At 46.2% G+C, this 21,323-nt stretch carries 17 protein-coding genes and 5 tRNA genes; 4 read left to right on the forward strand and 18 right to left on the reverse strand.

Annotated elements, in window-relative coordinates:
- Nucleotides 1-204: 204 nt before the first annotated feature.
- Entirely contained in the window at nt 205-2,130 is a 1,926-nt protein-coding gene (locus HUB64_RS06965) for a transglycosylase SLT domain-containing protein (RefSeq protein ID WP_028760024.1), read from the reverse strand.
- An 81-nt stretch (nt 2,131-2,211) separates the two neighbouring features.
- Nucleotides 2,212-3,786: a DNA recombination protein RmuC gene (gene rmuC, locus HUB64_RS06970; RefSeq protein ID WP_173496680.1), complete on the reverse strand. Its 1,575-nt coding sequence runs from the start codon at nt 3,784-3,786 to the stop codon at nt 2,212-2,214.
- A gap of 253 nt (nt 3,787-4,039) precedes the next feature.
- Here rmuC and msrP point away from each other — a divergent pair, with 253 nt between their 5' ends.
- Nucleotides 4,040-5,074, forward strand: coding sequence for a protein-methionine-sulfoxide reductase catalytic subunit MsrP (gene msrP / locus HUB64_RS06975; protein WP_173496681.1), 1,035 nt, complete (start codon nt 4,040-4,042; stop codon nt 5,072-5,074).
- A gap of 46 nt (nt 5,075-5,120) precedes the next feature.
- Nucleotides 5,121-5,783: a protein-methionine-sulfoxide reductase heme-binding subunit MsrQ gene (gene msrQ, locus HUB64_RS06980; protein ID WP_105252441.1), complete on the forward strand. Its 663-nt coding sequence runs from the start codon at nt 5,121-5,123 to the stop codon at nt 5,781-5,783.
- A gap of 158 nt (nt 5,784-5,941) precedes the next feature.
- On the opposite strand, the gene gloA is transcribed toward msrQ, so the two are convergent.
- The 14 genes from gloA to HUB64_RS07050 form a co-directional block, all read right to left on the reverse strand.
- Complete coding sequence (gene gloA / locus HUB64_RS06985) at nt 5,942-6,352, reverse strand: lactoylglutathione lyase (RefSeq protein ID WP_006087315.1); 411 nt, start codon at nt 6,350-6,352, stop codon at nt 5,942-5,944.
- A 491-nt stretch (nt 6,353-6,843) separates the two neighbouring features.
- Nucleotides 6,844-7,485 carry an endonuclease III gene (gene nth, locus HUB64_RS06990; RefSeq protein ID WP_168825144.1) on the reverse strand — a complete coding sequence of 214 codons (642 nt, stop codon included), beginning with the start codon at nt 7,483-7,485 and terminating at the stop codon, nt 6,844-6,846.
- Nucleotides 7,486-7,677: 192 nt separating this feature from the next.
- On the reverse strand, nt 7,678-8,376 hold the full coding sequence (locus HUB64_RS06995; protein WP_028760019.1) for an electron transport complex subunit E: 699 nt from the start codon (nt 8,374-8,376) through the stop codon (nt 7,678-7,680).
- Nucleotides 8,369-9,007 (reverse strand): electron transport complex subunit RsxG, encoded by a 639-nt coding sequence (rsxG, locus tag HUB64_RS07000; protein WP_131524983.1) that lies wholly within the window; start codon nt 9,005-9,007, stop codon nt 8,369-8,371. Before rsxG ends, HUB64_RS06995 begins: the two co-directional genes overlap by 8 nt.
- 74 nt (nt 9,008-9,081) lie before the next feature.
- Nucleotides 9,082-10,131 (reverse strand): electron transport complex subunit RsxD, encoded by a 1,050-nt coding sequence (gene rsxD, locus HUB64_RS07005; protein WP_173496682.1) that lies wholly within the window; start codon nt 10,129-10,131, stop codon nt 9,082-9,084.
- 26 nt (nt 10,132-10,157) lie between these two features.
- Nucleotides 10,158-12,758: an electron transport complex subunit RsxC gene (gene rsxC / locus HUB64_RS07010; RefSeq protein ID WP_173496683.1), complete on the reverse strand. Its 2,601-nt coding sequence runs from the start codon at nt 12,756-12,758 to the stop codon at nt 10,158-10,160.
- Complete coding sequence (gene rsxB / locus HUB64_RS07015; RefSeq protein ID WP_063884360.1) at nt 12,752-13,351, reverse strand: electron transport complex subunit RsxB; 600 nt, start codon at nt 13,349-13,351, stop codon at nt 12,752-12,754. Before rsxB ends, rsxC begins: the two co-directional genes overlap by 7 nt.
- Before the next feature lies 1 nt (nt 13,352).
- The gene (rsxA, locus tag HUB64_RS07020) at nt 13,353-13,931 is read right to left on the reverse strand and encodes an electron transport complex subunit RsxA (RefSeq protein ID WP_006081543.1); all 579 of its coding nucleotides are present in this window, start codon (nt 13,929-13,931) and stop codon (nt 13,353-13,355) included.
- 125 nt (nt 13,932-14,056) lie between these two features.
- Entirely contained in the window at nt 14,057-15,961 is a 1,905-nt protein-coding gene (locus HUB64_RS07025) for a GGDEF domain-containing protein (protein ID WP_173496684.1), read from the reverse strand.
- Nucleotides 15,962-16,172: 211 nt separating this feature from the next.
- Nucleotides 16,173-16,248, reverse strand: a tRNA-Asn gene (locus HUB64_RS07030).
- 50 nt (nt 16,249-16,298) lie between these two features.
- Nucleotides 16,299-16,374: transfer RNA gene (locus HUB64_RS07035), tRNA-Asn, on the reverse strand.
- A gap of 43 nt (nt 16,375-16,417) precedes the next feature.
- Nucleotides 16,418-16,493: transfer RNA gene (locus HUB64_RS07040), tRNA-Asn, on the reverse strand.
- 32 nt (nt 16,494-16,525) lie between these two features.
- Nucleotides 16,526-16,601: transfer RNA gene (locus tag HUB64_RS07045), tRNA-Asn, on the reverse strand.
- Nucleotides 16,602-16,658: 57 nt separating this feature from the next.
- A tRNA-Asn gene (locus tag HUB64_RS07050) sits at nt 16,659-16,734 on the reverse strand.
- Nucleotides 16,735-17,345: 611 nt separating this feature from the next.
- On the opposite strand from HUB64_RS07050, the gene HUB64_RS07055 reads away from it, so the two are divergent.
- Together HUB64_RS07055 and uvrB are read left to right on the forward strand one after the other, a co-directional pair.
- Nucleotides 17,346-17,498, forward strand: a complete 153-nt coding sequence (locus HUB64_RS07055) for a hypothetical protein (RefSeq protein ID WP_158497640.1) — start codon at nt 17,346-17,348, stop codon at nt 17,496-17,498.
- A 305-nt stretch (nt 17,499-17,803) separates the two neighbouring features.
- On the forward strand, nt 17,804-19,810 hold the full coding sequence (gene uvrB, locus HUB64_RS07060) for an excinuclease ABC subunit UvrB (RefSeq protein ID WP_173496685.1): 2,007 nt from the start codon (nt 17,804-17,806) through the stop codon (nt 19,808-19,810).
- Between the two features lie 76 nt (nt 19,811-19,886).
- On the opposite strand, the gene rrtA is transcribed toward uvrB, so the two are convergent.
- Nucleotides 19,887-20,483: a rhombosortase gene (rrtA, locus tag HUB64_RS07065; RefSeq protein ID WP_173496686.1), complete on the reverse strand. Its 597-nt coding sequence runs from the start codon at nt 20,481-20,483 to the stop codon at nt 19,887-19,889.
- Nucleotides 20,480-21,202: a 7-cyano-7-deazaguanine synthase QueC gene (gene queC / locus HUB64_RS07070; RefSeq protein ID WP_173496687.1), complete on the reverse strand. Its 723-nt coding sequence runs from the start codon at nt 21,200-21,202 to the stop codon at nt 20,480-20,482. The genes rrtA and queC overlap by 4 nt, the downstream gene beginning before the upstream one ends.
- Nucleotides 21,203-21,323 lie beyond the last annotated feature (121 nt).

Consider the following 21,323-nt stretch of genomic DNA (forward strand, 5'->3'; position numbering starts at 1 on the left):
TATTCGCATTTAACGCCCTTCAGTGCAAACAAGTTTTCGATAAAACGGCGTGATTGCTGAATAATTATTCGCTTTGCTAATTATTTGAATTTAGAGAATATCATTTAGAATTTTTGGTGGTTAAAGCATGAGCTTTACCCTAGGGTATGCTGAAAAGTAGGAACTCGATGCAGCTGAGTATCGAGTTCCTTTTCATGTCACGAGTTAGTAAGCAAACTTAAGCTCAGCTTCGCTGAATAATGGCTGTGCTTTTTGCTTTTGCGCCTCATAAATCAATCGATAGCTGAGGACGGCTTGAACATATTCACGGGTTTCAGTAAAGGGAATGGCCTCGATAAAACCCATGGCATCGAGTTTGCCATCAGAGTTTGATAACCAGCGACGCACGCGAGAGGGACCTGCGTTATAGGCCGCCGTGGCGAGGATGCGGTTTTGGTTAAACTCTTTCAACAGCTGGGCATAGTAAGCGCTACCAAGATTGAGGTTAAGCTCTGCGCTGTAGAGATCCTTTGGATCGCTATATCTGGCCCCGTGTTTTTTGGCGGTAGCTTTGGCCGTGGCAGGCATAATTTGCATTAGACCACGGGCACCTACGCCCGAGGTCGCATAAAGATAGAATGCACTTTCGCGGCGGCTAATCGCACGGATCTCATCGATGTTAACCCTATGCTTTTTGCTGGCGTGCTCAAAACCGGCTTGGTGTGCCATAGGGAAGCGTAGAGGAATATCATCCCACAGCTTACCTTGAATACTGGCTTCAACACCAAAATCGTACCAGCCCTGTTCATGGGCATAGCGTCCATAGCGTGCTCGCATCGTATTGTCACTGCGTTTTAGTAGTGACATCCATTCATAGCGAGCATCAAAATAACGGTCGAGCGCCATCAGCTCTTGCACGCGCACAAAACCCAGATCATCTGTTAACTTTTGGCTATTGGCATCAACAACAGGCTCAGGGCTTTGATTGAGTGATACCGGTTTATTTAAGAACTGCGCAGCAGCAAAACCGTAAAAATTACGTTCATTACTGATTGTCGCGAGCGCTTTTATGGCGCTTTCAGGCGCTTCTTTGGCATTGGTGCGATAAAGCCAGTATTGCCAACGTTCCTTTGCCAAGGTTTCTGGTTGGAGTAGGTTCAAGTAACGGGCAATACTGCGCATGTCGTGATCGCGGATAGCCCATCTTAAACGGCGCTCAAATAAGTCGTCATTTTTCAGCTCAGTGAGCACATTGTCGACATAGTTTTTATAGTTATCATCTTGTTCAATTAAAATGCGGCGAACAAGGTATTTATCGAGTTGCTGTGCTTGTTCTGGGGTAAAACGATGGGCCTTTTGATACCGTTCATACAAATTAATAGCTTGGTCGAGATCCTTACGGGCAAGGCGTTTTAATCCTGCGGCAACTATGTCACCGACAATGGGATTTTTATCTTTAAACTTTTCGGTATGGCGCAGGCTATTAGGATCTTTATAGACGGCGACTAAACGCTTAGCTTCGTTACTATGGGTGGTGATTTTTTGGGATAAAAAACTCAGTAAACTCGTTTCGCCAGCCTCGAAACTCAGCATCATTCGCGCCCATACGACATCTTGCGTGCGTTTACCGGCTTTGGTCCATGTGTTGAAAAGAGGATCACATTCCTTTGGTCGCGAACCCCCAAATACCCAAAGTGATTGTGCGGCCGCATAAGCCGTTTTTAGATCGCCCTTGGCGAGTTTCGCCTCATAGTAATAACACTGCAGGCGGATGTCGGTAGGCGCTTCTGGGGTGATCGCAAGATAATCATTCCAGCGTTTTTGGCTACCAGCATTGTTTAAATATTTAGACCGTAACCTATTGTACATGGGTGTGGTTTCATATTTTTCAATCAAGGCTTTAGCTGCATAACCCTGTAAGGCATTAAGAGCACCTATGTCGATATCATGATCTAAATAAATCGCGAGCGGATAATTACCTAGTTTTGCCCGTAGGGGTTTATAGGTTGCATAATCTTGCTTCTTCAGGGCTTTTTCGGCCTCAAGAAAGGTTTTCTGCGTTGATGTTAACGCAAGTGCAGCAGGGGCATTCAATGCGCCTGCGAGCAATATTGCACTGGATATAACCACATTTATAACTGCTTTGCACATGGAGCGTTTGCCTCCGGGCATCAAGGTATCAATCGACATGTCCGTATCGATTTGAGGTAATTAATGGGTGTTCAATTCTTGTTATCTATCATTGCACTCGACAGGCTCGAGTTCTGTGTCCTTAGGATCGCGGGTCTGCGATAGATTAAGTTCAGCGTCGTCATCCTGAGTGTCGTTATCGTCTTGGGCTTCATTGAGTGCTTTTTCTAGCAGCATTTTATCCAGTTGTTTGCTGGTATCGACCCCGAGCTGCTGCATTAAATGGGCTTGACGCACTAGGTTGCCTTTGCCCGATGACAGCTTGTTCATTGCACTGTGATAGGTTTTCTCCGCATTATCTAAGGCGCGGCCGAGTTTTTCCATGTCTTCAATATAACCACATAACTTGTCGTAAATTCGACCCGCTTGTTTTGCAATGGTTTGTGCGTGTTGATTTTGATATTCGTAGCGCCAAATATTGTTAATTGTGCGCAGGGCCACCAACAAATTCGTTGGACTAACGAGCATGATATTTTGCTCAAGGGCAAAATTGACTAGGCTAGGATCATGCTCCAATGCCAGTAAAAATGCCGGTTCGATAGGAATAAACATCAACACATAATCGAGACTCTTAAGGCCATGCAGATGTTGATAATCCTTTTGACTTAAGCCTTTAATGTGACTGCGAATTGAAATGACATGCTCGTTAATGGCCTGTTGGCGCAGTGCCGGATCTTCACTGTTGAAGTAGCGCTCATAACTAACCAACGACATCTTAGCATCGATGACCACATCTTTATTTTCTGGCAGATGCACAATCACATCCGGCTTAAAGCGTTTACCGCTATCATCCTTGAGATCTTGCTGAGTATGGTACTCATGGCCTTCACGTAGGCCGCTTTCCTGCAGTACGCGATCGAGGATCACTTCACCCCAATTACCTTGTTGCTTGTTATCGCCCTTGAGCGCTTTGGTCAGGTTGATAGCATCTTGGCTCATCTTCAGATTGAGCTCCCTTAAGTGCTCAAGCTGATGTTTGAGGGCGCTGCGCTCGGATTGTTCGTGGGTGTAGGATTCACGAATTTGCTGTCTGAATCCTTCAAGTTGTTGTTTTAATGGCCCAAGTACGCCTTCGAGTTGGCTGGCATTTTGGTGCTTAAAGTTTTCGCTACGTTCTTCAAAAATACGGTTTGCGAGGTTTTCAAATTGGGTTTGTAAACGCACTTCGGCCGATTCTAAGCTGGCAATTTTATCCTGCAGCGATTCTTGCTGGGCATCGGCCTTGGCTTGAATGGTTTGCTGCATGGCATTGGATTTCGACAGGGCTAATTGGATCTCTAACTGACGGCGCTGGCTATCATTTAATTGCTGCTCTAAGGTGGGAACGCGTTCGGCTAAGGCCTCGGCTTTGCCCAGTTGTTCAATTTTGAGCTCAAGGCGTTGCTGGTATTGACGTAATTGCGCTTCTTTGTCATCGACCAAAATTTGCTGTTGTGCTAAGGATAATTCCGCATCTTCATTTACTTGACGCATTTCTTGCTCAAGTTGGTCTTTGTGTAGTTGCCAGCGTTGGCGGGTGAGTCTTTGATTGAGCAGAGCACCGATCAACAGGCCTAAGAAGGCAATGGCGAGAAGGCCGATGATTTCGGCGACAGAAAAAGATTGAGAAAATGGCATGATCAATAGCACTCCTTTAGCTTTGGCGCTTAGGTTCGCATGCCCCCCAACAGGCTTCAAGCCCTTTAATCAACTATATCTGCGCTTAATGCTTGAATGAGCAAGTCTTATACGTTTAAGGTGAATTTATTCACGGGTGGAAAGTTTTTCTGGCTTTTACCTGTCTATATAAGAGTGAGCGATACAGACGAGCGCCAGAGAAGGTTTTTATCGCGACTCGGTGGCTTTAATCATTGGATGGTAGAGGTGTCAATTGGCTAAACATTCCCGTTTTACCCCAGGTATTCTTAAAAAAGCGCAGTGGCACATGCAAGACAATCAAGTGACGCCCGAAGCGGTATTTCGCTCGCGTCGGCAAATTGTAAAAGCCATGGGACTCGGTGCTATCGGTGCCAGCGTGCCCGGTTATGTGCAGGCTGGATTATTCGATCTATTTGGCGATCAACCTAAGTCCTCATTTATCACTACGCCACTGACGTTTCAATCCAATAAGCAGTACGGTGCCGCCGATGTGTTAACCCCGTTTGATAAAGTGACGCAGCATAATAATTTCTACGAATTTGGTACGGACAAACAAGATCCCTTCAATAATGCCCAAGGCTTTAAAGTCGATCCTTGGCAACTGCGTATCGAAGGTGAAGTTGAACGGCCCATAACCTTAGATTTTAATGATCTGACTAAAATGTTCCCGCTTGAGGAGCGTAACTATCGCCTGCGCTGCGTTGAAGCTTGGTCTATGGTGATCCCTTGGGTGGGGTTCCCGCTGGCGGCGTTATTAAAAAAGGTTGGCGTCACCAGTAAGGGCAAGTATGTCGCCTTCGAAACCGCTTTTGATCCCGAGCAAATGCCGGGGCAGAAGAGCCGATTAATGGGTGGAGGTATTCATTATCCCTATGTTGAAGGCCTCACGATAGCCGAAGCAATGAACGATTTAACCTTAATGTCGGTGGGTTTGTATGGCAAAACATTGCCACCGCAGAACGGCGCGCCCATTCGCTTAGTGGTGCCGTGGAAATACGGCTTTAAGAGTATTAAATCAATAGTGCGAATTCGCGTCATGGATAAACAACCGCCGACCAGCTGGAATCAGCTTGCCTCACACGAGTATGGATTTTATGCCAACGTTAATCCGGCGGTGGATCATCCACGCTGGTCGCAAGCCACAGAGCGTCGTATCGGCGAGGGGGGATTGTTTTCAGCAACCCGCATCGATACCCAGCCGTTCAACGGTTACGGCGAGTTTGTGGCTTCACTGTATGACGGCATGGATCTGAGGAAATACTATTGATGATTGGTTTGTTGTTTGGATATTCGCCATTAAGCGGGGACAACCTATGTTGAGATTAACCGCTAAGCACTTGTTTTGGCTAAAGGCGTTATTTCATTTGTTGGGTTTAGTGCCAATCGTCTACCTTGTGCTCACTGTGGTGCTTGGCCGTGCGGGTGGCGATCCCGTGCAGCACATTATTCACTACACAGGCATAGGCGCATTAAATGCGCTAGCGGCGACCTTACTGATCTCACCGATTGCCAAGTTGACCAAGCAAGGGTTGTTGATGCAGACCCGCCGTTTAGTGGGGTTATATGTGTTTGCCTATGCCACCTTGCATATCTTGGCGTTTTTTAGTTTAGATCTGTTATTTGCTTGGGAATTACTGTTTAGTGAAGTGGTAAAACGGCCGTACATTTTAGTCGGCGCAGTGGCTTATCTTATCGTCACCGCTTTGGCGATAACTTCGTTTAAAGCCTTGATGCGCAAGATGGGACGTCGTTGGCAAACCTTGCATAATGGGGTGTATTTAGTCGCGATATTAGCGCCAATCCATTTTTACTGGTCGGTAAAATCGGAAATCATCGAGCCGAGTCTGTATATCGTAGGTTTTAGTGTGTTGCTGCTGTGGCGCACGCCTTGGTTTAAACGTCATTTCAGCCGTAAAGTGGCGAACAAAACCGAGCGTAAGCTGACACAAGATAAAGCTTCGATAAAGTCGGTTTAGACGCATGGCGCGAGCAGTAAATCACTGGCTTGATTTATGTTGCTTTGTGCCTAACGTGAGATCTAAAGTATAAAAACAAAAATGCCGAATGAAGATCCGGCATTTGTCGCTGAATAAATAGTCTTGCTCAGCTATTTTTCGGGTTCAGTTAGCAGGACTTAACCTAAACCTTGAGTCGCTGATTTCATTTGAATGAACTCAATTTTATAACCGTCTGGATCTTCAACAAACGCAATCTCAGTGGTACCACCTGCGACAGGACCTGGAGCACGAGTCACTTTGCCACCGGCTGCGGCAATCGCTGCGCAACGGGCATAGATATCTTCATCACCAATCGCTAAGTGGCCAAAGCCTGTGCCTAAATCGTATTTGTCAGTGCCCCAGTTATAGGTCAGTTCAACTACGGCTTGGCCTGTGGATTCTTCACCGTAACCCACGAAAGCTAAAGAATATTTGTACTCTGGATTTTCAGAGGTGCGAAGTAGCTTCATGCCGAGCACTTCAGTATAAAAAGCAATACTGCGTTCTAAGTTACCGACGCGGATCATAGTATGTAATAGTTGCGACATAGGTCCTCTCTCTAAATAGATTACGGGGTGGAGTATACCAAAAATCCGTAGATGGACCTCGATAAATGTCAGCCATTGTTTTTACTGCGCTTGACCCAGATTAACGCTTAGGATAGGGAAATGATTGTCTGTAAGAGGAATTTTCAGGATTTAGAAGAGAAAATTGCCGATAAATTGGCTATCGCTCACAAAACACAGATACAAACATGGGTTTTTATCACTGGGTTGATAATAATGTAGCCATACCAACTAGGAGAGTGAATGATGAACACCGAACTTAAAATGGCTTTAGGCACCACAGTTGTTATTGCTTTATTTTTCAGTGCTTTTTTTGTTTCAATGTTTTAACGACTAATACAAGTTTGAGTTAACCCAGTTCCAAGTTAAGCAAAAAAGCCGCTATTGCGGCTTTTTGTTTGTCTGAAATCCAGTCTAATCAATGTGAAAACAACACTGAAACGTCAATTTGCTCCACTCAGTTGATTCGAAGCTTATTCTTCAGGGTATATTTTTTCTTTAAATTCACACAAGTCTTCAATGATACAGCTGCCACAGCGGGGTTTGCGCGCAAGGCAAGTGTAGCGTCCGTGCAGGATAAACCAGTGGTGCACATCGACTTTAAATTCTGCCGGCACGACTTTTAGCATTTTCTCTTCCACTTCGACTACGTTCTTGCCGGGCGCGAATTTAGTGCGATTGGCGAGGCGGAAAATATGGGTGTCGACGGCGATGGTTGGCCAACCAAAGGCAGTGTTTAGTACCACGTTAGCCGTCTTGCGGCCAACGCCGGGCAGAGACTCTAGAGCTTCGCGGTTTTCTGGTACTTCGCCATTGTACTTTTCAATCAAGATCTCACAGGCTTTGATCACATTGATGGCTTTGTTGTTATATAAGCCTATGGTTTTTATGTATTGCTTTAAACCTTCTACGCCAAGGGCATAAATGCTGTGGGCTGTGTTTGCCACAGGAAAGAGCTTGTCTGTTGCCTTGTTGACGCTCACATCTGTTGCTTGGGCCGATAACGTCACTGCCACTAGCAGTTCGAAGGGACTTGAAAAATTGAGTTCGGTTTCAGGTTTGGGATTGTTATCGCGAAGACGAGTGAGGATCTGGATACGTTTTTCTTGATTCATGTACGATTCCTGCGCTGTGGTGGGGTTCAACTCTCAACCGCTCATTATTAATATCCTATTAATGATGATTGATGAGTTTACAACCCACGTTCGCTGATTTTCTTATGCTTTGAGTTTTGCCGCTAATCATGTGCTAGGCACACATTAAACGCGTTAACACGAGCGCCATAATGCCTGTCGTTACTTGAAAGCCTAACCTACCTTAGTGATCCGTGCGCGGGTAACGCTCGGTTCTGCGGCGACTTGAGGTTGGCGTTCTTTGACTTTTTTATCAATTACATTTTTCAATGCAATCAATAATCCCATCACGATAAATGCGCCGGGTGGCAACATAGCAAGGAGAAATGGGGTATCGACTTGCCATAGATGCATGGTTAACGATTTAGCCCATGGGCCGAGCAGTTGATCCGCTCCATCAAACAGTGTGCCTTGACCTAAGATTTCCCGCGTTGCGCCCAGCACTGTAAGCACTAAAGTAAAACCAAGGCCCATCATTAAGCCATCGAAGGCGGCACTAAACGCATTATTGCGCGAGGCAAAGGCTTCGGCGCGGCCGATGATGATGCAGTTCGTCACAATTAATGGCAGGAAGATCCCAAGGGATAAATACAGGCCGTAGGCATAGGCATTGATGAGCAGTTGCACTGTGGTGACTAGCGCGGCGATGATCATCACAAACACAGGAATACGAATTTCTTTTGGCACATAGTCGCGCACCAGTGACACCAAAATGTTAGAGCCAATCAGCACCAGCATAGTGGCTAGACCAAGGCCAAGGGCGTTAGTGATCGTTGCAGTAACCGCGAGTAGCGGACATAAACCTAACAGTTGCACTAGGCCTGGGTTGTTTTTCCACAGTCCTTGCCACGCAATTTCGCGATAATTAGTCATGGTTGGCCTCACAATTTAGCGGCTGGCTGAAAATTTGTGCTTGGTTAGTGCTGAAATACCATACCGCGTTTTTGACTGCTTTAACATAAGCGCGCGGGGTGATGGTTGCACCGGTAAATTGGTCAAAATCGCCGCCATCTTTTTTAACTAACCATTGCTTATCATCTGCAGAGCCCAGCACTTTACCAACAAACTGAGTGACCCAATCCGATTTACGTAGTTCAATTTTGTCACCCAGCCCAGGGGTTTCTTGGTGGGACAAGGTACGTACGCCTAAGACTTCACCTTGGATATTAATTCCAACAATTAATTTGATATTACCGCTATAGCCATCGGGTGCTATGGCTTCCATGGCGATAGCGACAGGCTTGCCTGCATGGGTAGCAATATAGGCTGGCATTGGACTATCCGTGCCTAATGCTTCTTTGTTTAATAGCAAGGTACACTGAGCGGTAAGCTCGTTATCATGTATTTCATCAGGGATTAATTGTTGCAATACTCGCATCAATTCCTGTTGTTCTTGCTGCTTAATCTTGTCAAAGGTTTGTTGATTGACCGCGGCGACGAGACCCGTGCAAATCAAGGCAAACAGCGCCAATAAAAAACCATTTTTAATCATCGGATTTTTCAACTCTTTTTCCTTAAGCTCTCGTTGCCAGCAGAATGACATTATCTTGTAGCATGACTGTAGTCCGCCAAATGACCTTAGCTAGCTGAATGACCATAGGTGCGTGGCCGCACATAGTAGTCAATAAAGGGGGCGCTGAGGTTAGCCAATAACACGGCAAAGGCAAAGGCGTCAGGGTAACCGCCTTTAATGCGGATGATATACACCAACACACCAATTAACGCGCCGAAGATAATGCGACCACGGGGGCTGGTTGCTGCTGTGACGGGATCGGTTGCGATAAAAAATGCCGCTAACATGGTCGCGCCAGAAAACAAATGTAATAGGGGACTGCCTTGTGTATCGGGCGACAGTAAGAAACCGATACTCGATGCGAAAAAGAGCCCCAATAACACGCCAGTACTGATGTGCCAACGAATGGCTTTCAGTTTAAGTAACACTAAACCGCCAGCCAGATAAGCTAAATTCACCCAGAACCAACCTACGCCTGTGCTGCCATCAAAGATGGCTTTAGTCTGGCTTTCAGTGGTGGTTAATCCTAGGGATAAATCGGTTTTAAGGGTATCGAGTGGTGTCGCCATTGCGATGCCATCTATCCCTAAACGAAACTGTTCCAAGTTAACGTGGGCGCCAATGTTGAAGATAAGTTGCAAGCTCTCAGCTAGGCTAGGCGAATGCAGCGCAACGGTACTCGGTGCTATCCAAGTGGTCATTTGCACTGGGAATGAGATTAACAGCAATACATACGCCGCCATTGCAGGGTTAAACAGGTTATGGCCTAAACCGCCGTAAAGGTGCTTAACGATAACGATCGCAAAGGCGGTGCCCATCACTATCATCCACCAAGGTGCTAGGGGAGGAATGGCGACACCAATCAAGATTGCGGTCAGCATGGCGCTGTTATCGCTAAGGCTGGCTTTGATATCACGATTGCGAAGTTTCATCACCGCGGCCTCACAGCTTAGGGCAACAAGAATCGCAAGCAACACTTGAACAAGCGTGCCCCAGCCAAAAAAGGCGCATTGCACCACAAGGCCCGGCAGTAAACATAAAATCACCCTTTGCATCACAGTTGAGGTATGCAAATTACGTGTGACATGGGGTGATGAGGCTATTTTAAACGCCATTGTGTTCCCTTTTTATCATTCTGTTCTTAATCATTAGCAACATTTGAATCGCTCGAGGCTTCGGTTTGTTGAGCGAGTGCCGCTTTTTTGGCTTTCGCCTTGGCGATGGTCGCAGCAATCCGTGCTTTTTTAAGCTCATCGCCTGATAAGGCTGCCGTTTCAATGGGTTCTGCAATTTGTTCTGCGGATGGTAAAACGGCTTCGGGTTTGGTTGCGACGGCATCAAGGGCTGCTATCGACGGCGATGCCACGTTAGCTTTAGTTTGAATGTCGTCAACGGACTCTATTTCAGACTCAGCTGCTGATGCCGCAGCTATTTTCTTCGCTTTAGCACGAGCAACAGTGGCGGCCACTTTGGCCTTTTTAATCGCTTTAGCGTCGTTAACGTCAGTAGCGGCTGCTTCTGTATCATCATTCACATCTGCTTGAACGCTAGCTGCGGAATCAACTGCTGGAGTCGCTGTCTGAGTTAAATCATTGTCAGCATTTGTCTCAACTTGCTGCGCGGCTTTTTTCGCTTTAGCACGGGCAACCGCGGCGGCTACTTTGGCTTTCTTAATCGCTTCTGAATCATTAACGTCACTAACGCTAACATCACTAACGCTAACGTCAGTATTGCTAACTTCAATATCACTAGCGGCGGTTTCTGCTTGCTGCGCCGCTTTCTTGGCTTTTGCCCGCGCGACTGCGGCAGCCACTTTGGCCTTTTTATCATCGGCAGCGCTGGCTTCTGATGTGCTGTCAGTGGTTTCAGTAGGCTCAAGCGGCGCAGTATCGGCTTGCTGAGCCGCCTTTTTAGCTTTGGCACGAGCAATGGCCGCGGCGACTTTGTCCTTCTGAGATAACGGCACTTCTTGCGCGATTGCATTTGTTGCTAAGAAGGATTCATCACTTGCAGTAACATTCACCACATCGTTTGTATCAGCACCATTGGCATTCACTTGGGCGGCTTTCTTCGCCTTAGCGCGGGCGATGGCTGCGGCAACGGCAGCTTTACCCTTGGGCGCGTCTGTCGTATCAGTGCTTATTACGTTTGATTGATGATTCAATGATTCTTCAGTCGACAACTCTTCAGTTGCTGATTGTGCCGCTGCGGCTTTTTTCGCGGCGATCCGTGCCATGGCTTCAGCAACGGCATTTTTATCTGTGCCAGTCATAGTCGCTTGTCGGCGCTCTGCGGCTTCTTTGGCCTTAGCTTCACGGGCAAGCTTTTCTTCTTCAAGACGCGCTAAACGGGCATCGAAACGCTGTTTAGCGCGCTCCGCTTGTTGCTTTTCATCGGCGGCTTGTTTAAGTGCAGACTTGGCAATGCGGTAATACTCGACTAAGGGAATATCACTCGGGCAGACGTAACTACAACAACCGCATTCAATACAATCCTTTAGATTGTAGCTGGCAGCTTTGTCATATTCTTCGGCCTTGGCGTGCCAAAAGAGTTGCTGTGGCAATAAGAGTGCAGGGCAGGCATTGGCGCATTCGCCGCAGCGGATACAGGCTTTTTCTTCTGGCGTAGTTCCTATTTCTTGGCTGCTTGGCACCAGAATACAGTTAGTACCTTTTAAAATAGGCACTTGGATATTCGCCAATGCATGGCCCATCATAGGCCCGCCAATAATCACCTTTTGTTCAGGTTCTGGCGTGAACTCAGTCGCAGCTAGCACATGCTCAACAGGTGTGCCTATCGGTAACCAGTAGTTCCCCGGTTTACCGACATTTTTGCCCGTCACAGTCACAACGCGCTCAATCAGCGGTTTACCTTGGGTAACCGCTTGATGAATTGCAAAGGCAGTGCCGACGTTATGCACGACGATACCGAGTTTGGCGGGAATCGCGCCCGAGGGTACTTCGCGGCCAGTAATGATTTGAATTAACTGCTTTTCACCACCAGAAGGATATTTTGTCGGAATGACCGTTACCCGAATACTGTCCGCTGGGAGCCCACATTGGACGACTGCAGCTTGCATGGCTTTGGCCGCTTCTGGCTTATTATCTTCAATGGCGATAACAATGCGTTTTGGCGTTAATAACCGATGAATAATGCCAATACCGGCGAGGATATCTTGGCTGTATTCGCGCATTAATCTGTCATCGGCGCTGATATAAGGTTCGCACTCGACGCCGTTGATGATGACTAAATCAATTTCACTGACCGGATTAAGCTTAATATGAGTTGGAAACGCCGCGCCGCCCATGCCTGCAATGCCAGCAGCACGGATCTTATCGATCATCTGTTGATGGGTTAAATCATCAAGCTCATTTTGCACCAGCTCACACCAAGTGTCTTTGCCATCGGCTTGGATAACGCAGGTATTAACCGGCAATGCTGAGGCGTGGTTACTTGCCCTTGGCTCAATGGCAACGATAGTGCCTGATGTCGGCGCATGCACAGGTAAATGCCAAATGGAGGTGCCTTGCGTTAACGGCGTGCCTTTTAATACGCTATCGCCGATTTTTACCGCAAGTGTGCAGTTTTCACCGACTTGAGGAATGGGCACTAAGTACGTAGCGGCTAAGGGCAGTTGGCTAATCGGCGTCGCGTTCGAGAGGAATTTGACTTCGGGTGGATGTATACCACCGGGTGAGCGCCAAAGGGTTCCTTTATCTAATTGATCTAATAAAGTTAACACCGCTTTTCCTCTTCTAACTGTGGGTCTTGGTTCTGAATCTCTTGAATGAGAGTCACTGGGATGGCATTTAAGCGCCAGTTCCAATTTTTAAGATTCTGGGTGACTGGGATCATATCAATACAATCGACGGGACAAGGCTCAACACAGAGATCGCAACCCGTGCAATCGGTTGTCAGCACAGTATGCATAAGCTTACCTGCACCGATAATCGCATCCACGGGGCAGGCTTGAATACACTTAGTGCAGCCAATACATTCGTCTTCACGTATGTAGGCGACCTTTTTCACTTGAGATTGTGCTTCGGCATTCAGCGGCTCTGGCTCGACGCCCATCAGGGTCGCCAGTTTTTCCATGGTGGCAGTGCCGCCGGGAGGGCATTTGTTGACTTTATCGCCGTTGGCAATCGCTTCAGCGTAAGGGCGACAGCCAGGGTAACCACATTGACCACATTGGGTTTGTGGCAGAATCGCTTCGAGTTCATCGACAATCGGATTGCCTTCAACCTTAAATTTAACGGCGGCAAAACCGAGTAATAGCCCAAAGACTAATGCCAATAGGGTCAACAATATGACTGCAATTAAAATTCCGGACATCTTACTTAACCAATCCTGTGAATCCCATAAAGGCGAGGGACATAAGACCTGCGGTGATCATCGCTATGGCGCCGCCTTTGAAAGGTAAGGGGACATCTGCGGCTGCTAAACGTTCGCGCATCGCCGAGAAGAGAATTAACACTAATGAGAAGCCTAATGCAGCACCAAAGCCATAGATAGCCGATTGGATAAAATCGTGCTTCTCGTTAACGTTCAATAGGGCAACACCCAACACCGCACAGTTAGTGGTGATCAGCGGCAGGTAAATGCCTAAAGCGCGATGCAGTGCAGCACTGGTTTTTTGCACCACCATTTCAGTAAATTGCACCACAACCGCAATCACTAAAATGAAGCTCATGGTTCGCAGGTAGCTCAGATCAAAGGGTAATAATAGATACTGGTTGACGAGGTAACTGAGAATTGAGGCTAACGTCAGCACAAAAGTAGTCGCCATAGACATGCCAATAGCGGACTCCAGTTTACTGGAGACCCCCATGAAAGGACACAAGCCTAAGAATTTCACTAAAACGAAATTGTTGACCAGTACTGTACTGATCAACAAGAGGAGATATTCAGTCATCTCAATACTTTTCTAAACGGATCTTGGCCGTATTATCGACTTTTCCGTTTGCATAAACAACATATAGAATGCAGGGTTAACCATCTTTACTGTAAATTTTGGCGACGAATTAACCCGTTAAAGTATTAAATTTGATCTGTAATCGCCATGGCTTGGGGCTGTGCTATGTAATAGCCTTGCAATCCATCAACTAAGAGTTTTTCGAGGGTGAGTTTTTCTTCTTGGCGTTCGACGCTGGTCGCAATAACCCGAATGCCTATCCGTCTTGCAACATCCACCATCATACGGACGAAGAACTTATTATTGCTGTCTTCATCGATGTTCGATGTGTAGCTGCCATCAAGCTTTATGTAGTCTGGGCGCACTTCACTGAAGAATTTGAAGGACGTAAAGCTCATGCCAAAACGCTCTATCGACACCCGCGATCCAACGCTATGTATTTCGCGAACGAACTTATAGCTTGCCCCTAAGTTAGACTGCATACCGGACTCATTGATCTCAAATACTAAGCGCGAGGCGATGTATTTTTGCTTGCCTAAAATGTCCTTTAGCCAAGCGACAAACATATCTTGATGCGCAGAAAATGCGCTGATATTGATGCCAAAGTTACCCGAAATGGTCGGGTTTTCCTTAAGCATTCTTAATGCACTGATCACCACCAGTTTATCTAATTCAGAACTCATTCCGTGACGTTCGGCCATAGCGATCACTGTGGTGGTCGGTAAAAACTTACCTTCGCTATTGTAAAAGCGCGCCAACAACTCACGGTAAACCTCTACATCGGTACGACACGGCTGAATTGGCTGTTGGTAGAATTTTAATGCTTGGCGAGTGACTAAATCATTGATCGCCATTTTCCAGCGATCATCACCAAACTGCTCGTCACCATTGAGTTTTTCTTGGATATGATAGCTATTAGGTCCAAGGGTCTGCGCTATGCTGACTGCGGTATCCGCAATCGTCAGTAAATTAACCGCATCGGTACCTTGGTGATAGGGAACTAAACCGATATGGGCAACAGATTCCGCTTTTGTCATCTGCAAATATTCATCGAGATAAATTTTTAATTGATCTAAAAATTTTGGCGCATCCTTCAGCATGACATCAGGAATAAAGATGGCAAAATCAGCGCTCGATACCCTGAAACATTCTGCATCTGAATACTTACTACAGGCTTTGCGGATACAATTTGCCACCCTTGAAAGATAATCATCCCCCGCAGTTCGCCCTTGTTTTTGATTGATTTGCGCAAGCTCTGTGGCCTTAACCATTGCCATCAGCCCCAATTGAGGAATATCGGGATTGCTTATGGTTTCTAATTTTTGGGTAAAGCGCTGGCGACTACCAAAACCCGTCACTGTGTCTTGATAGGCCGCTTTATGCAGCTTTTCATTCTCTTGATTGAGTTTATCGATTTGGGCTTTAAGTTGAAGACGACACTCTTCAAGGGATATTCCAATGGGGTTGAGCTCACCTGTGAGTTTTGATGATGCGACAGCAGAAAACCCTAACTCAGGTATTTTTGAAATATAATCAGCAGCATAACGTATCGCCGCCCTATGTTTTGACATTAACAGAATAAACACTAACAGCAAGATAAGGTAAGCCACCAGTAACATGACACCGAGCTTTTGAGTATGACTAATCGAAGTTTCAATCGCTTGGTTTGCACTGAGTTTGACTTGTAAACGACCGGTTGCCAATTTTTGTGTATGACTGAGCTCGATAGAAAATAAACGGGCTAAAGGATGAGGATGTTGGCTGTCTAAACGACCTTCTGTATGACTCCGTTGGCCATCGGTATCATCAATATATTGGAAAAATTGGAATGGGTAATTTTCAGAAAGCTTTTTGAAGAGTTCGGCGCCATCACCTTGCCATTGTTGGTAGCGGGTTAAACTGGTTTTAAAGCTATCCAGTTCTTGCTGTTGTTGGATTTGTAATTGGCTATTTTCGCTTTGATATACCCAAGCAAAAAGACCTAAGAAAATAAGCAGTAAAAAAATTGGATATGATTTTGACATGGCCATAAAAATCCGCTCTATTTTTTTGGGTGAGCTCAAACAGGATAAGTTTAAGTCAAGAATACTTAACTGCAGCTATCTGTGTGATGACACTCATAAATTTTTATTAATAAGCTGATAACAGTGTAACTGCATTTGCTTAAAAACAAAACGGAAAAGAATAGGGTAACTAGAAGCCGGAAGAGGCAAAGACACGGGAACAAAATGAAGAATAAATTGGCTCCCCTGACTGGACTTGAACCAGTGACATACGGATTAACAGTCCGCCGTTCTACCGACTGAACTACAGGGGAGTAGAGGGTGCGATATTGCTATCGACTTTACAGAAATAACACTTTTTAAATGGCTCCCCTGACTGGACTTGAACCAGTGACATACGGATTAACAGTCCGCCGTTCTACCGACTGAACTACAGGGGAATCGAGGTGCGATATTACTATCTACTTTTTAGCTTGCTTAAATTGGCTCCCCTGACTGGACTTGAACCAGTGACATACGGATTAACAGTCCGCCGTTCTACCGACTGAACTACAGGGGAATCATTTTAATGCTTCAGCTTGATAATGTAATTGGCTCCCCTGACTGGACTTGAACCAGTGACATACGGATTAACAGTCCGCCGTTCTACCGACTGAACTACAGGGGAATTGTTTACAACTTATCTTACTGCTTGTTCTAACTCATTTTTATCATGTGCTAAAAGTGGCTCCCCTGACTGGACTTGAACCAGTGACATACGGATTAACAGTCCGCCGTTCTACCGACTGAACTACAGGGGAATCGTTTCACACAATCGTAGCGACTCGTTGAGAACGGAGCGCATAGTAAAACGCTCTGTTGGATGAGTCAACTCGAGTTACTAAAAAAAGTGTAATTATGCTGTTAAGTGCTCATCTAATGTGCATCGTGGTGCAGAATTCGACATTTTCCGTGAAAAACCACTTAACAATTCGCAATATAGCCATAATTGAGTCCATCGTTTTTAAGCGGTGATTCTATGAAATTGAAATCATTCGCTAAATAATCGACACCGTTTTCGGTACTTGGTCGAGTACTTAAGACTCAAACCGCTCAAAAAAGGATCTCAGGTGGGGTAATGTGAATTTACTCAGTTCTTTATACCGATAGAAAACGTGGGTTATCTTTTCGCTGTTAAAGTCTGTTTTTCTGTTTTAACAAGTTTGCTGTTGTTGATGGAGGTGTTAATTGAGGCTTTATCGAATTAGCGTGAGCTGTTTTTCAAATGAAGTGATGCACTTCACTATAAAGTTGTGGCACCAGATGCGCTACCACAGCGCGTGTTAATTACAGTTAGTGAAATTGATACAAGTAGCAACATTTATCAAATGTAATTAAATTACTAAATGCCGAGAGACGGTTGTTAAGGCACATGACAGCCTCCAATCCCGCGTGGTTTCTAGGTTATTTCGACTTATCAACAAAATCTGTGGATAACCCTGTGAGTTGTCCTGAAAAATGGCCGCCAAAGCCTTGGGGTATGGGCGGCGGACTTAAAATGCACTATTTTGGGGTTCAAAAATAAATTTAAGTATTATCAAATGCATACTAAAAGCAAGTGGTTTTTGTTGAGGGTGAAAACAAGGTTGCAATTTTGTAATCGAACGAAATTGATTTCTTGTGTATTAAATTGGCATTTTTGCTTAGTTTGCGGGTGTTTTGTGAGCAAAAAACGCTGAAAACGCCTTAGTTTAAAAGTTTCATGTTTCTTCCTTTAAATTGTCATCTTGCGGTTTTAGACCGTATTGATATGACGACAGGAAGGATAACTGTGGAGCTTAGTCGGCGACTTGATTAGAATGGTGCGACTCACTAAAAGGATATGTGCGCGTGTCAGAATCTGTTTTTCAGCTTGAATCGCAATTCGCCCCCGCAGGCGACCAACCTACAGCGATTGCCAAATTAGTCGATGGACTCGAAGCGGGTCTGGCCTGCCAAACCTTACTCGGGGTGACGGGCTCAGGTAAAACCTTCACGATTGCCAATGTGATCCAAAAGTTAGGTCGGCCCACGATTATCATGGCGCCTAATAAAACCTTGGCGGCGCAGCTTTATGGCGAGATGAAAGAGTTCTTTCCCCATAATGCGGTCGAGTATTTCGTTTCTTACTACGATTACTATCAGCCCGAAGCCTATGTACCTGCATCAAATACCTTTATCGAAAAGGACGCTTCGGTTAATGCTCACATTGAGCAGATGCGTTTATCCGCCACTAAGGCGCTGTTAGAGCGTAAGGATGTGGTGCTGATTGCTTCGGTGTCGGCTATTTATGGCTTGGGCGATCCCGATTCCTATTTAAAAATGTTGCTGCATCTACGCCAAGGCGATGTGATGGGGCAGCGTGACATCTTAATTCGTCTCAGTGAATTGCAGTACAAGCGCAATGATATTGAGCTACAACGTGGTACTTATCGTGTGCGCGGTGAAGTGATTGATATTTTCCCCGCCGATTCTGAGCGTAATGCTATTAGAGTCGAGTTGTTCGACGATGAGATTGAACGCTTAAGTGAGTTTGACCCGTTAACGGGCCATATTATTAAACGTATCGCACGTACGACGGTTTACCCTAAAACACACTATGTCACGCCGCGGGAAAAAATCATCGCCGCCACTGAGTTTATTAAAGAAGAACTACGCGAGCGTAAGCAATATCTACTCGATAACAACAAGTTAATTGAAGCCCAGCGTATCCATGAGCGGGTGCAATACGATGTGGAAATGATGGTGGAGTTGGGTTACTGCTCTGGCATCGAAAACTACTCGCGCTATTTGTCTGGCCGCGCACCGGGGGAAGGGCCACCAACCTTGCTCGACTATTTGCCTGCCGACGGCTTATTAATTATCGATGAATCCCATGTGACAGTGCCGCAAATCGGCGCTATGTACAAAGGTGACCGTTCCCGTAAAACCACACTTGTGGAATACGGTTTCCGCTTACCGTCCGCCTTGGATAACCGGCCGCTCAAGTTTGAAGAGTTTGAGCAATTGATGCCGCAAACTATCTATGTGTCGGCAACACCGAGTGCCTACGAGCTGGAAAAGAGCGAAGGCGAGATTGCTGAGCAGGTCGTGCGGCCAACGGGATTACTCGATCCTGAATTAGAAGTGCGCCCCGTTGGGACCCAAGTGGACGATTTATTGTCTGAAATCGCCAAGCGAGTGGCCGTCAATGAGCGGGTGCTAGTGACGACGCTGACTAAGCGTATGTCGGAGGATTTGACTGAATACCTCGACGAACATGGCGTAAAAGTGCGTTATCTGCATTCGGACATAGACACTGTCGAACGGGTTGAGATCATCCGCGATCTGCGTTTAGGTAAGTTTGATGTATTGGTTGGGATCAACTTATTGCGCGAAGGCTTAGATATGCCTGAAGTGTCATTGGTGTGTATTTTAGATGCCGATAAAGAGGGCTTCTTGCGCTCTGAGCGCTCGCTCATCCAAACGATTGGCCGCGCGGCGCGTAACGTCAATGGTAAAGTGATCCTCTATGCCGATCGCATCACCAATTCGATGGAGAAAGCGATAGGTGAAACTGACCGACGTCGTGAACGTCAGCGGGCGCACAACTTAAAACACGGTATCACGCCTAAGGGCGTCGTTAAACGGATCACCGATGTGATGGATGTGGATGATAGCCGCGACAGTAAAGCTGTGTATGGCAAAGTGGCTGAGCCTAAGTCCCATTATCATAAAGCCGATGCGGCAGAGTTGAGCCATCAAATCGATCAGCTTGAGAAGAAGATGCATGAACATGCGCGCAACTTAGAGTTTGAACAAGCGGCGGCAATGCGTGATGAAGTCAAGCACCTGCGGGACCTGTTGATCAAAGCCTAGATTTATTCTTACGCTCAGCATTAAAAAAGCCGTCCAGCAATCATGCTGCGACGGCTTTTTAATATCTTGACTTGGATTAAGCAGGGACTTTTGATTGGCTCATTTTGAGCTTGATAAACACCGCTAAAGTGCAAATCAGCCCGCAGATTAAGCCGACCAAATGCGCCTCGGTTGCTACGCGCGCACCTATCATGGCGGTGACATCACTGCTGGCACCATAAAGCTGTTCGTAACCGACCTTGATGATAACGCCAACGAGCAGCAGATAGCCTGAGCGCAGCTTACGGACAATATCCTGCACTGCGCCGTAGGCGAACAAACCATGCAACATACCGCTTAAGCCGACATAACCAAGCAATTGCGGATAGCCTAAATACAAGCCTATACCTTCAAGTAAACATAACACGAAAAATAGTGCACTTAATCCTTTGAGATGATAATGAAAATGGTGCAAAAATAGCACCACCCACAGCCCTGCAAGGTTCATCAATAGATGCCATTGATTCGTATGCAGTAAATTTCCACTGATTAATCGCCACCATTCACCCTCACTAATTGCACTGCGGCGATAGGCGAGTAGGTTATCGACATCGGGGCTTGCTAAGCCTGCGGCATACAAACCCACACAGATCAGACTCACCATCAGCGCGACCCAATAGGGACTGCGTGTCATGCTTTAGGCTCGCTGGCGTCAAGCTCAGCCATAACTGCTGCTTTATTCTGTAGATAGTCATCTAATCCACGTTTGCGAAGATGACAGGCAGGGCAATCACCACAGCCATCGCCAATCACGCCGTTATAGCAGGTGAGAGTATGGTGGCGAACCAGATCAAGTTGCTGATATTTATCCGCCAGTGCCCAGGTTTGTGCCTTATTGAGCCACATTAAAGGCGTGCTGATTTTTAGTTGTTTATCCATGCCTTGAACTAAGGCGGATTCCATCGCTTTGACAAAATCGTTACGACAATCAGGGTAGCCTGAAAAATCGGTTTCACACACGCCTGTGATAATCGCCTGCGCGCCTAATTGATAGGCATAAATGCCTGCAAGCGTTAAAAATAAAATATTACGGCCGGGCACGAAGGTATTGGGTAAGCCATTTTCCATCAACTCGTGTGAAACGGGTATTGCATCACGGGTGAGGGCTGAAATAGCTAACTCATTGAGTAAGGTGACATCCATGACTTTATGGCTGGTGATCTTCAAGCGTTTTGCTAAGGATTTGGCAACTTCTATTTCTTCGCGGTGACGTTGACCGTAGTCAAAAGTGATCCCATGTACTTCATCGTACTGGGTTAAGGCTTGAATAAGACAGGTTGTTGAGTCTTGTCCGCCACTGAATACCACCACTGCTTTGGACGCGACTGTTTTTGACACTAAGCTCGTTGACATAAAGGATTTCACTTCACCGTAGAACAGGTATAAATAGGGCGTTAGTGTAACTCAGGCCTTAGGGCTTGCAAACTCTGACTATAGGGTCGAAATAGGCTTTCTCGGCGCAAAAACTTGCAGC

The sequence above is a fragment of the Shewanella sp. ISTPL2 genome (assembly GCF_013283205.1).
Lineage (GTDB): Bacteria > Pseudomonadota > Gammaproteobacteria > Enterobacterales > Shewanellaceae > Shewanella > Shewanella oncorhynchi.

What these genes read in the sequence shown, in the direction of transcription:
- HUB64_RS06965 (WP_028760024.1), bottom strand. Translation starts at nt 2,130, where the DNA reads ATGTGCAAAGCAGTTATAAATGTGGTTATATCCAGTGCAATATTGCTC.
- HUB64_RS07025 (WP_173496684.1), bottom strand. Translation starts at nt 15,961, where the DNA reads ATGGCCATGTCAAAATCATATCCAATTTTTTTACTGCTTATTTTCTTA.
- HUB64_RS06995 (WP_028760019.1), bottom strand. Translation starts at nt 8,376, where the DNA reads ATGACTAATTATCGCGAAATTGCGTGGCAAGGACTGTGGAAAAACAAC.
- queC (WP_173496687.1), bottom strand. Translation starts at nt 21,202, where the DNA reads ATGTCAACGAGCTTAGTGTCAAAAACAGTCGCGTCCAAAGCAGTGGTG.
- rrtA (WP_173496686.1), bottom strand. Translation starts at nt 20,483, where the DNA reads ATGACACGCAGTCCCTATTGGGTCGCGCTGATGGTGAGTCTGATCTGT.
- rsxA (WP_006081543.1), bottom strand. Translation starts at nt 13,931, where the DNA reads ATGACTGAATATCTCCTCTTGTTGATCAGTACAGTACTGGTCAACAAT.
- HUB64_RS07055 (WP_158497640.1), top strand. Translation starts at nt 17,346, where the DNA reads ATGACAGCCTCCAATCCCGCGTGGTTTCTAGGTTATTTCGACTTATCA.
- nth (WP_168825144.1), bottom strand. Translation starts at nt 7,485, where the DNA reads ATGAATCAAGAAAAACGTATCCAGATCCTCACTCGTCTTCGCGATAAC.
- rsxB (WP_063884360.1), bottom strand. Translation starts at nt 13,351, where the DNA reads ATGTCCGGAATTTTAATTGCAGTCATATTGTTGACCCTATTGGCATTA.
- rmuC (WP_173496680.1), bottom strand. Translation starts at nt 3,786, where the DNA reads ATGCCATTTTCTCAATCTTTTTCTGTCGCCGAAATCATCGGCCTTCTC.
- msrQ (WP_105252441.1), top strand. Translation starts at nt 5,121, where the DNA reads ATGTTGAGATTAACCGCTAAGCACTTGTTTTGGCTAAAGGCGTTATTT.
- gloA (WP_006087315.1), bottom strand. Translation starts at nt 6,352, where the DNA reads ATGTCGCAACTATTACATACTATGATCCGCGTCGGTAACTTAGAACGC.
- rsxD (WP_173496682.1), bottom strand. Translation starts at nt 10,131, where the DNA reads ATGGCGTTTAAAATAGCCTCATCACCCCATGTCACACGTAATTTGCAT.